Below are 629 nucleotides of genomic sequence, written 5' to 3'. Positions count from 1 at the left end.
GTGTAGATGAGATCGAGCGACAGCGCGTCCGGCGCAGTGCCGCCGGCGGCGGCAGCGCCATATTTCGGGATGATCTCGGCATTGGGGATGATGTCGAGCTTGATCTGGTTCTCATGGCCCTTGTTGAAGGCATCGACGATGCGCGGCATGAAGTTGGAGCCGTCGGCGCGCACCCAGATGTTGGCGGTGTCGGCCGCGAAAGCAGGCAGGGCAAATATGCTCGCGGCGAGCGCGAGCCCGGCAATCATGGTCTTCATGGTTCTCCTCCTCATTGGTTCTCCTCCCGGTTCGGCCGCGCTTGGTAGCGCAGGCCCGTTAGCCGCCCGGCGGACGGCCGCATGACTGACGCACCACCAGCCGGCACGGCAGTTTTCTTATGCCCGGCGCGGCCGCCTGGCCGCCGACGAGCGAAAGCAGGGCGAGCCCGGCCTCGCGGCCGAGCGTGGCCAGGTTCATGTCGACCGAGGTCAGCGGCGGGCGCGTCGCCTCGGCCACGATCTCCCAATTGTCGAAGCCGACGACGCCGACATCCTCGGGCAACCGGATGCCGCGCTCGCGCAGCGCGTCGATGACGCCGCGCGCGATCTGATCGTTGCCGCAGAAGACGGCATCGGGCGTCTCACCCCTGC

Annotated in this window: 1 protein-coding gene and 1 pseudogene; both read right to left on the bottom strand. The window is 67.6% G+C overall.

The features are described 5' to 3' along the window. Positions 1–257 (bottom strand): annotated as a pseudogene (locus EOA33_RS37805) (sugar ABC transporter substrate-binding protein); the annotation flags it as partial. Positions 258–315: 58 nt separating this feature from the next. Then, positions 316–629 (bottom strand): substrate-binding domain-containing protein (locus tag EOA33_RS37800; RefSeq protein ID WP_145989608.1); only part of this gene is annotated, 314 nt, incomplete at its 5' end.

Origin of the sequence: Mesorhizobium sp. M4A.F.Ca.ET.050.02.1.1 (genome assembly GCF_003997725.1) — a bacterium.
Taxonomy (GTDB): domain Bacteria; phylum Pseudomonadota; class Alphaproteobacteria; order Rhizobiales; family Rhizobiaceae; genus Mesorhizobium.
This window is presented reverse-complemented; position numbering and strand designations above follow the sequence as displayed.